General features: G+C 64.1%; 7 protein-coding genes and 1 pseudogene. 7 read left to right on the forward strand and 1 reads right to left on the reverse strand.

Annotation, left to right across the window (positions count from 1 at the left end):
• Positions 1 to 3: 3 nt before the first annotated feature.
• From PCJ21_RS18810 to PCJ21_RS18840, 7 genes are all read left to right on the forward strand, one after another.
• Positions 4 to 1977: an AMP-dependent synthetase/ligase gene (locus tag PCJ21_RS18810; RefSeq protein ID WP_269932960.1), complete on the forward strand. Its 1974-nt coding sequence runs from the start codon at positions 4 to 6 to the stop codon at positions 1975 to 1977.
• A complete protein-coding gene (locus PCJ21_RS18815; protein WP_269932961.1) occupies positions 1974 to 2753 on the forward strand; it encodes an ABC transporter ATP-binding protein in 780 nt (259 codons plus the stop codon). The genes PCJ21_RS18810 and PCJ21_RS18815 overlap by 4 nt, the downstream gene beginning before the upstream one ends.
• 134 nt (positions 2754 to 2887) lie before the next feature.
• The gene (locus PCJ21_RS18820) at positions 2888 to 3862 is read left to right on the forward strand and encodes a branched-chain amino acid ABC transporter permease (protein WP_269932962.1); all 975 of its coding nucleotides are present in this window, start codon (positions 2888 to 2890) and stop codon (positions 3860 to 3862) included.
• A gap of 4 nt (positions 3863 to 3866) precedes the next feature.
• Positions 3867 to 4943, forward strand: a complete 1077-nt coding sequence (locus PCJ21_RS18825) for a branched-chain amino acid ABC transporter permease (protein WP_269932963.1) — start codon at positions 3867 to 3869, stop codon at positions 4941 to 4943.
• Positions 4944 to 4987: 44 nt separating this feature from the next.
• Positions 4988 to 6316 carry an ABC transporter substrate-binding protein gene (locus tag PCJ21_RS18830; protein ID WP_269932964.1) on the forward strand — a complete coding sequence of 443 codons (1329 nt, stop codon included), beginning with the start codon at positions 4988 to 4990 and terminating at the stop codon, positions 6314 to 6316.
• Positions 6317 to 6378: 62 nt separating this feature from the next.
• Positions 6379 to 7215: an ABC transporter ATP-binding protein gene (locus tag PCJ21_RS18835; RefSeq protein ID WP_269932965.1), complete on the forward strand. Its 837-nt coding sequence runs from the start codon at positions 6379 to 6381 to the stop codon at positions 7213 to 7215.
• Positions 7216 to 7286: 71 nt separating this feature from the next.
• Positions 7287 to 8525 carry a phenylacetate--CoA ligase family protein gene (locus tag PCJ21_RS18840; RefSeq protein WP_269932966.1) on the forward strand — a complete coding sequence of 413 codons (1239 nt, stop codon included), beginning with the start codon at positions 7287 to 7289 and terminating at the stop codon, positions 8523 to 8525.
• On the opposite strand, the pseudogene PCJ21_RS18845 reads toward PCJ21_RS18840, so the two are convergent.
• Positions 8522 to 8653, reverse strand: a pseudogene (locus PCJ21_RS18845) (IS481 family transposase); the annotation flags it as partial. The gene PCJ21_RS18840 and the pseudogene PCJ21_RS18845 overlap by 4 nt on opposite strands.

An 8653-nucleotide genomic window follows, 5' to 3' on the forward strand; every position in this document is an offset into this window, starting at 1 on the left:
CCGTTGGCACAAGCAAGCGAGACCGCAGGGCTCGATACGTTTGCCAAGCTTTTGTGCGAGCATGCCCGCGTGCGGCCAGACCGCCCGGCAATGCGGCACAAGGATCTCGGCATCTGGCGGACATGGAACTGGAGCGAACTGGCCGAGACAATTCGTGCCTACGCTACAGGCTTGCGACAGATGGGGCTGGAGCGCGGCGCCACCATTGCGGTGATCGGCTCGAACCGCCCGGCGATGTACTGGACAATTCTTGCCGCGCAATGGCTGGGCGCGATCCCGGTGCCGGTTTATGCCGATGCCGTGGCCGACGAGATGGCTTATGTGCTGGATCATGCCGACGTCGCCTTCGCCGTGGTGCAGGACCAGGAACAGGTCGACAAGCTGATCTCCATCCAGGACCGTGCGCCGAAGCTCCGCACCGTGCTTTACGACGAACCGCGCGGCCTGCGCGACTACGACCACACCAGGCTGCATGCCGTCGCCGACGTGATCGGGCAGGGCCGTGGCCTGTTGGCCTCGGACAGCGCAATGGCTGCGGCCATCGATGCCGAGCGGGATCGCGGCCAGGCCAGCGACATCTCGATCATCCTCTACACGTCGGGCACCACCGGCCGCTCCAAGGGCGTGCTGCTGACCGCCGGAGGCTCGATCGCCGCGGCGCGCGACACGGTCACCTTCGACAAGCTGACCGACCGCGACGAGGTGCTTGCCTATCTGCCGCTGGCCTGGGTCGGCGATCACTATCTCAACTATGCCCAGTCGCTGGTCGCCGGCTTCTGCATCGCCTGTCCGGAAAGCCGCGAGACTGCCGAGGCCGACACGCAGGAAATCGGGCCGAGCTTCTATTTCGCGCCGCCCCGCGTCTTCGAAACGCTTTTGACGCGCATCACCATCCGCATGGAGGATGCAGGCGCGCTGAAGCGCGGCATGTTCAACCACTTCATCGGCGTCGCCAGGCGCTGGGGCGAAAAGATACTCGACGGCGAGAAAGTGCCGCCAGGCGGGCGCATCGCCTATGCGATCGGCGATCTGCTGGTCTATGCGCCGCTGAAGAACGTGTTTGGCTTCTCGCGCATCCGCGTCGCCTACACCGCCGGCGAGGCCATCGGCCCGGACCTGTTTTCGTTCTACCGCTCGCTCGGCCTCAACCTGAAGCAGCTCTACGGGCAGACCGAGGCCTTCCTCTATGTCACGGCCCAGCCCGACGGCCAGATCCGCGTCGGCACGGTGGGGCCGGCGACGCCCAATGTCGACATCCGCATCGCCGAGGACGGCGAGGTGCTCTACCGCTCGCCGGGCCAGTTCGTCGGCTACTACAAGGACGCCGACAAGACGGCAGAAACGGTTACGCCCGACGGTTACGTGAAGACAGGCGACGCCGGTTTCTTCGACAATGACGGCCACCTTACCATCATCGATCGCGCCAAGGATGTCGGCAAGCTGAGCTCGGGCGCGCTGTTTGCGCCGAAATACATCGAAAACAAGCTGAAGTTCTTCCCCAACATCAAGGAGGCGGTGGCCTTCGGCCAGGACCGCGACTTCGCCACCGTCATGCTCAACATCGACCTCACGGCGGTCGGCAACTGGGCGGAACGCAAGAACATCGCCTATGGCTCGTACCAGGAACTGGCGCAGCGGCCGGAGGTCTATGCGATGTTCAGCGGGCATGTCGCCGAGGTCAACCGGGCGCTCGCCGCGGAGCCGCGCATGGCGGCGGCGCAGATCAAGCGCTTCCTCATCCTGCACAAGGAGCTCGACGCCGACGACGGTGAGATGACGCGGACGCAGAAGGTTCGCCGCGGCTTCATCGCCGAGCGCTACAAGCCACTTGTCGATGCGCTCTACAATGGCGCTGAGGCCGCCGACATTTCGACCGAGGTGACCTTCGAGGACGGCCGCAAGGGCGTCATCTCGGCACGCGTGCGCATCGCCGATGCGCCCGTTGCGGCCGCAGCCAAGCTCGGAGCCGCCGCATGACCGCCACTTCGGAGCCACTGCTGTCGGTCGACGGCGTGTCGCTGTCATTTGGCGGCGTCAAGGCTATCACCGATGTCTCCTTCGACATCCGCAAGGGCGAAATCCGCGCCATCATCGGCCCAAACGGCGCCGGCAAGACCTCGATGCTGAACGTCGTCAACGGCTTTTACCATCCCCAGCATGGGCGCATCACCTACAAGGGCAAGACGCGTACGCGCATGCGGCCCTACCAGGCCGCGAGCCAGGGCATAGCACGGACCTTCCAGAACGTGGCGCTGTTCAAGGGCATGAGCACGCTCGACAACATCATGGTCGGCCGCACGCTGAAGATGCACCGCGGGCTCTTCTGGCAGATGCTGCGCTTCGGCCCGGCGATGCGCGAGGAGATCGAGCACCGGCGCGTCGTCGAGGACATCATCGACTTCCTGCAGATCGAGTCGATCCGCAAGACCCCCGTCGGCAAGCTGCCCTACGGCCTGCAGAAGCGCGTCGAGCTGGGCCGCGCGCTGGCGATGGAGCCGGAACTCCTGCTGCTCGACGAGCCGATGGCCGGCATGAACATCGAGGAGAAGGAGGACATGTGCCGCTACATCCTCGACCTCAACAAATACTTCGGCACCACCATCGCGCTGATCGAGCACGATATGGGCGTGGTCATGGACCTGTCCGACCGCGTCGTGGTGCTCGAATACGGACACAAGATCGCCGACGGCACGCCCGAGGTGGTCAAGGCTGATCCGAAAGTCATCGAGGCCTATCTGGGCGTGGGGCACTGACCATGCCGGCGTCAGGAAGAGGAATGTCCCGCATGAGACGCACGGCGCCGGAAAACACGTCGACCGAGGCCGTGGCAAACGGCCAGGGGTGCCGTTCGGCCAGTTCGGCGCGGGCAGGCTGAGGAGGCGGACCGATGCTCTACAACATCTTCATCGATCCCTTCGTCCAGATGGTTCAGATGCCGGACCTGCTGGTCCAGACCATCTGGGAGGGGCTTGTCTCCGGCGTCCTCTATGCCCTGATCGCGCTCGGCTTCGTGCTGATCTTCAAGGCTTCCGGCGTGTTCAACTTCGCCCAGGGCATCATGGTCGTGTTCTCGGCGCTGACCCTGGTCGGCTTCTACGAAAAGCTGTCGGCGGCCGGATTTTCCGGCCATGTCGCCGCCTTCGTGTCGCTGGCGCTCGCGGCGGGGGTGATGTTCGTGCTTGCTGTATTGATCGAGCGCGTCGTGCTGCGGCCGCTGGTCAACCAGCCCGATATCATCCTGTTCATGGCGACGTTCGGCATCACCTATGTGCTGATCGGTCTTGGCGAGATGGTGTTTGGCGGCGACCCCAAGCAGATGATCACAAGCGAGCTGTTCCTGCCCAGCGGCTCGGTCGACGTCGAGATGCTCGGCGGCCTCGTTTCCTTCCAGAAGATTGACATCGCCGCCGCGGTCATCGCTTCGGTGATGATCGTCGGGCTTGCGCTGTTCTTCCAGAAGACGCGCATCGGCAGGGCTCTTCGCGCCGTCGCCGACAGCCACAAGGCGGCGCTTTCGGTCGGCATTTCGCTCAACCAGATCTGGGTCATCGTCTGGTTCGCCGCCGGCCTGGTCGCGCTGGTGACCGGCATCATGTGGGGCGCCCGGTCCGATGTCTCCTTCGCGCTCGAGATCGTGGCGCTGAAGGCGCTGCCGGTGCTGGTGCTGGGCGGCCTGACCTCGGTGCCCGGCGCGATCGTCGGCGGGCTCATCATCGGCATCGGCGAAAAGCTCGGCGAGTTCTACTGGGGGCCGCTGCTCGGCGGCGGCATCGAAAGCTGGTTCGCCTACGCGATCGCCCTGCTGTTCCTGCTGTACCGGCCGCAGGGCCTGTTCGGCGACAAGATAATCGAGCGGATCTGAGACGATGTTTTATCGCGAAACAGGCCAGTTCAAGCAAAGCTACGCGGCCGACCAGGCGGTGTTCCCGATCCTTCAGGACCGCTTCGGCCTGGCCCTCATCCTGCTCGTCGCCTTTGTCGGCATCCCCATGTTCGGCAACGAATTCCTGCTCGCCTCGGTGATGGTTCCGTTCCTGATCCTGTCGCTCGGCGCCATCGGCCTGAACATCCTGGTCGGCTACACCGGCCTTCTCTCCCTTGGCTCGGCCGCTTTCATGGGCGTCGGCGCCTATTCGGCCTACAAGCTTTCGACCTTCTTCCCCGGCGTGAACATCCTGGTGTGGATCCTCTGCTCGGGCTTCTTTGCCGCCGGCATCGGCGTGTTGTTTGGCCTGCCGTCGCTGCGTATCAAGGGCTTCTACCTGGCGGTGGCGACGCTGGCTGCGCAGTTCTTCCTGCAATGGTGCTTCGTGCGCATCAGCTGGCTCTACAACGACAATCCGTCAGGCGCGATCGAGGTGCCGGCAAGGACGTTGTTCGGCATCGCCATCACCGGGCCTTCGGCGACGCCGACGACGCGTTATCTGGTGGTGCTGGTGATCGTGGTGGTCATGACGCTTCTGGCCTCGAACATCGTGCATGGCAGGATCGGCCGCACCTGGATGGCGGTGCGCGACATGGATATCGCAGCACAGCTGATGGGCATCCGGCTTTTGCCGGCCAAGCTGTTGGCCTTTGCGGTTTCGTCCTTCTACTGCGGCGTTTCCGGCGCCTTGATGGTGTTCCTGTGGCTGGGCGCGGCGGAACCCTCGGCCTTCGACATCAAGCTGTCGTTTCTGTTGCTGTTCATGGTCATCATCGGCGGACTGGGCTCGATGATCGGCAGCTTCCTCGGCGCCGCGCTGATCCACATCCTGCCGATCGCCATCCGCGCGCTGCCGGAAGCGCTGGGGCTGCCGATCGGCGCCGCCACGGTCGAGCACCTGACCTATCTCATCGTTGGTGCACTGATCATCTTTTTCCTGATCGTCGAGCCGCATGGCCTGGCCCGGCTCTGGCAGATCGCCAAACAGAAGCTTCGCGTGTGGCCCTTCCCCTACTAGGGCCACACGCAAGACGGGAATGCACACTAGGGAGGAGAACGAAAATGTCGCTTAGAAACTGGTTGTTCGCACTTTCTGCCACGGCATCTCTGGCCTTGCCCGCCGTCCACGACGCGCAGGCCCAGGAATCGATCTATGTGCCGCTTTTCACCTACCGTACCGGGCCGTTTGCCGGCTCGGGCACGCCGATCGCCGACGGCATGCATGACTATCTGACGCTTCTCAACGAGCGCGACGGCGGCATCGGCGGCGTCAAGCTGATCGTCGAGGAGTGCGAGACCGGCTATGACACCAAGAAGGGCCTCGAATGCTACGAGGCGGTCAAGCCGAAGAACCCGGTGCTGGTCAATCCGTGGTCGACCGGAATCACCCTGCCGCTGATCCCCAAGGCCGCGGTGGACAAGATCCCGGTCCTGTCGATGGCCTACGGCCTGTCGGCATCGGCCAAGGGGGACGTGTTCCCGTGGATATTCAATCCGCCGGCGACCTATTGGGACGGCTTCACGCAGATCCTGCAGTACATCGCGGCGCAGGAAGGCGGTGGCGTCGAGAAGCTCAAGGGCAAGAAGATTGGCTACATCTATCTCGACGCCAGCTTCGGCCGTGAGCCGCTGCCGCTGATCGAGCAGCTTTCGAAGGAACTCGGCTTCGAGGCCAAGCTCTACCCGGTTGCCGCGGCCGACATGCAGAACCAGTCGTCGCAATGGCTGAGCGTCCGGCGCGACAAGCCCGACTACATGATCCTGTACGGCTGGGGCGCGCTGAACGCCACCGCCGTCAAGGAAGCGGTCAAGACCAATTACCCGATGGAGAAGTTCATCTCGATCTGGTGGCCGAGCGAGGACGACGCCAAGGGCGCGGGCGAAAAGGCCAAGGGCTTCAAGACGCTGAACTGGCATGCCGTGGGCGCCGACTTCCCGCTGCTCGCCGACATCCAGAAGCACGTCGTCGACGCCGGCAAGAGCCAGGTCTCGTCCAAGGACAAGGTCGGCCAGGTGCTCTACAACCGTGGCATCTACAACTCGATGCTGATCGCCGAAGCCATCCGCAAGGCCCAGGAACTGAGTGGCAAGAAGGCGGTCACCGGTGAGGATGTGCGTCGTGGCCTGGAAAGCCTCAACATCGACGAGGCGCGGCTCAAGGAAATCGGCCTCGAAGGCTTCACCAGCCCGGTCAAGCTGTCCTGCGCCGATCACAACGGCCACTTCTCGACCTTCGTCCAGAGCTGGAACGGAACGACCTACGAGAAGGTGTCGGACTACATCGCGCCGCTGAACGACAAGGTCGGCCCGCTGCTTGATGCCGACGCCAAGGCCTATGCCGAAAAGAATGCGCCATGGCCGGCCCGCACCGAGGCCTGCGACGCTTCGTAAGCGACACCCGAACCATATCCCTTCCCCGCCAGGGGGAGGGATACCCGCTCCGGAGCTTCGTCATGTCTGAACATGCTTCCATCGTCGTCGAGCCAGCTCGCCCGATGCTGTCCGTCAACAACATCGAGGTCATCTATGACCACGTCATCCTCGTCCTCAAGGGCGTGTCGCTGGCCGTGCCGCAGGGCGGCATCGTCGCCATCCTTGGTGCCAACGGCGCCGGCAAGACGACGACGCTGAAGGCGATATCGAATCTTTTGCATGCCGAACGCGGCGAGGTGACCAAGGGCTCGATCGAGTTCGATGGCCAACGCGTCGACAGCCTGAGCCCGAACGAACTGGTGCGGCGCGGCTGTATTCAGGTGATGGAGGGGCGCCACTGCTTCGGCCATCTCAGCATCGAAGAGAATCTGCTGACCGGCGCCTTCACGCGCCGCGACGGCAACCGTGCCATCCGCGACGACCTCGACATGATCTACGATTACTTCCCGCGGCTGAAGCAGCGCCGGTCGTCGATGGCCGGCTACACCTCGGGCGGCGAGCAGCAGATGTGCGCCATCGGCCGGGCGATGATGAGCCGGCCCAAGATGATCCTGCTCGACGAGCCGTCGATGGGACTCGCGCCACAGGTGGTCGACGAGATCTTCGAGATCGTCAAGGACCTGAACAGCAAGCAGGGCGTATCCTTTCTCGTGGCCGAGCAGAACACCAACATGGCGCTGAAATACGCCACCTACGGCTACATCATGGAGACGGGACGTATCGTCATGGATGGCGACGCGGCCTCCCTGCGCGACAACGAGGACGTCAAGGAATTCTACCTCGGCATCGGCGGCGAGGGCCGCAAGTCGTTCCGCGAGGTCAAGAGCTACAAGCGGCGCAAGCGCTGGCTGGCGTGACGCTTCATTTGCCGGAGGCCCGCGCGGAAATCCCTGTCGGCAGCATGCGCCACATTGAACTTAGGTGAACCATGGTCACGACCGCACACTATGATGCCGGAGAAACCCAGGATCCGGCCGCTCGCGAGGCAGCGCTCTTCGCCGGGCTGCGTACGCTCCTCACCGAGGCGCAATCCGGCGCCGAAGCCTTGCGCAACCAGCTTGCCGGAATTGCCGTCGAGGGTCTCGTCGACCGCGCGGCGCTGCAGCGGGTACCGGTCATCCGCAAGGGCGATCTGCTTGCCCTGCAGGCCACGACTCCGCCATTCGCCGGCTTGTCGCCCGTCAGGCCGGGTGCCCTGAAGCGTTTGCTCGTCTCGCCGGGGCCGATCTTCGATCCTGAAGGCAAGAGCGATGACTGGTGGGGGACGGCGCGAGCTCTCTTTGCGGCCGGAATGCGCAAGGAAGACATCGTCCACAATGCCTTCAGCTACCATCTGACGCCGGGCGGACACATGATGGAATCGGGTGCCCATGCGCTCGGCTGCGCGGTAATCCCTGCGGGCGTCGGCAACACCGACCAGCAGATCGAGGCGATCGCCGTGCTCAAGCCGTCGGGCTATATCGGCACGCCGGACTTTCTCAAGATATTGCTCGACCGCATGGCATCTGCCGGCGTTACCAATCCTTTCAAGCATGCGCTGGTGTCGGGCGCGGCGTTTCCGGTCTCGCTGCAGCAGGAGATCGCTCGCGCCGGCATCGATGCTTATCAGGCTTATGCGTCGGCTGAACTGGGCGTGACGGCCTACGAGAGTTCGGCGCGCGGGGGGCTGATCGTCAATGAAGGCCTGATCGTCGAGATCGTACGCCCCGGCACCCACGAGGCGGTCGCCGAGGGCGAAGTCGGCGAGATCGTGGTCACCAGGCTCAGCCCGGAATATCCGCTGCTGCGCTTCGGCACCGGCGACCTGTCGCGCGTCCTGCCGGGAAGCAGCACCTGCGGCCGCACCAACCTGCGGCTTGCCGGCTGGATGGGCCGCGCCGACCAGCGCACCAAGGTCAAGGGCATGTTCGTCGACCCTGCCCAGATCGCTGCTGTAGGCCGAAACTTCCCGGAACTTGGCCGCCTGCGGCTGGTCGTCGGCCGCGATGGCGAACAGGATGTGATGGTGCTCAAGGCGGAAGCCGGGTCGCCGGCAACCGGGCTTGCGGCAACGCTCGAGGCGGCATTGCAGGCGGCGACCAAGATGAAGGGCAGCGTCGAGATCGTGGCGCCGGGCAGCCTCCCCAATGACGGCAAGGTGATCGCCGACGAACGACCGCTGGACTAGGTGTGGAGCCTCAACAGGTTGTCCTCGGTCACGCCGAGGCGGCTGATGGGTGTTTTGGACCTTAGGCTGCCATGCGGGCGATGCCAATTGTATCTGTGAAGCCAGACCGGCAACTCAGCGGCACGATG

The sequence above is a fragment of the Aminobacter sp. HY435 genome, assembly GCF_027568395.1.
Taxonomy (GTDB): domain Bacteria; phylum Pseudomonadota; class Alphaproteobacteria; order Rhizobiales; family Rhizobiaceae; genus Aminobacter.

Bases quoted from the DNA above. Each gene is read 5' to 3' on its own strand.
- PCJ21_RS18835 (WP_269932965.1), top strand. From the start codon at position 6,379: ATGTCTGAACATGCTTCCATCGTCGTCGAGCCAGCTCGCCCGATGCTG.
- PCJ21_RS18825 (WP_269932963.1), top strand. From the start codon at position 3,867: ATGTTTTATCGCGAAACAGGCCAGTTCAAGCAAAGCTACGCGGCCGAC.
- PCJ21_RS18840 (WP_269932966.1), top strand. From the start codon at position 7,287: ATGGTCACGACCGCACACTATGATGCCGGAGAAACCCAGGATCCGGCC.
- PCJ21_RS18830 (WP_269932964.1), top strand. From the start codon at position 4,988: ATGTCGCTTAGAAACTGGTTGTTCGCACTTTCTGCCACGGCATCTCTG.
- PCJ21_RS18820 (WP_269932962.1), top strand. From the start codon at position 2,888: ATGCTCTACAACATCTTCATCGATCCCTTCGTCCAGATGGTTCAGATG.
- PCJ21_RS18815 (WP_269932961.1), top strand. From the start codon at position 1,974: ATGACCGCCACTTCGGAGCCACTGCTGTCGGTCGACGGCGTGTCGCTG.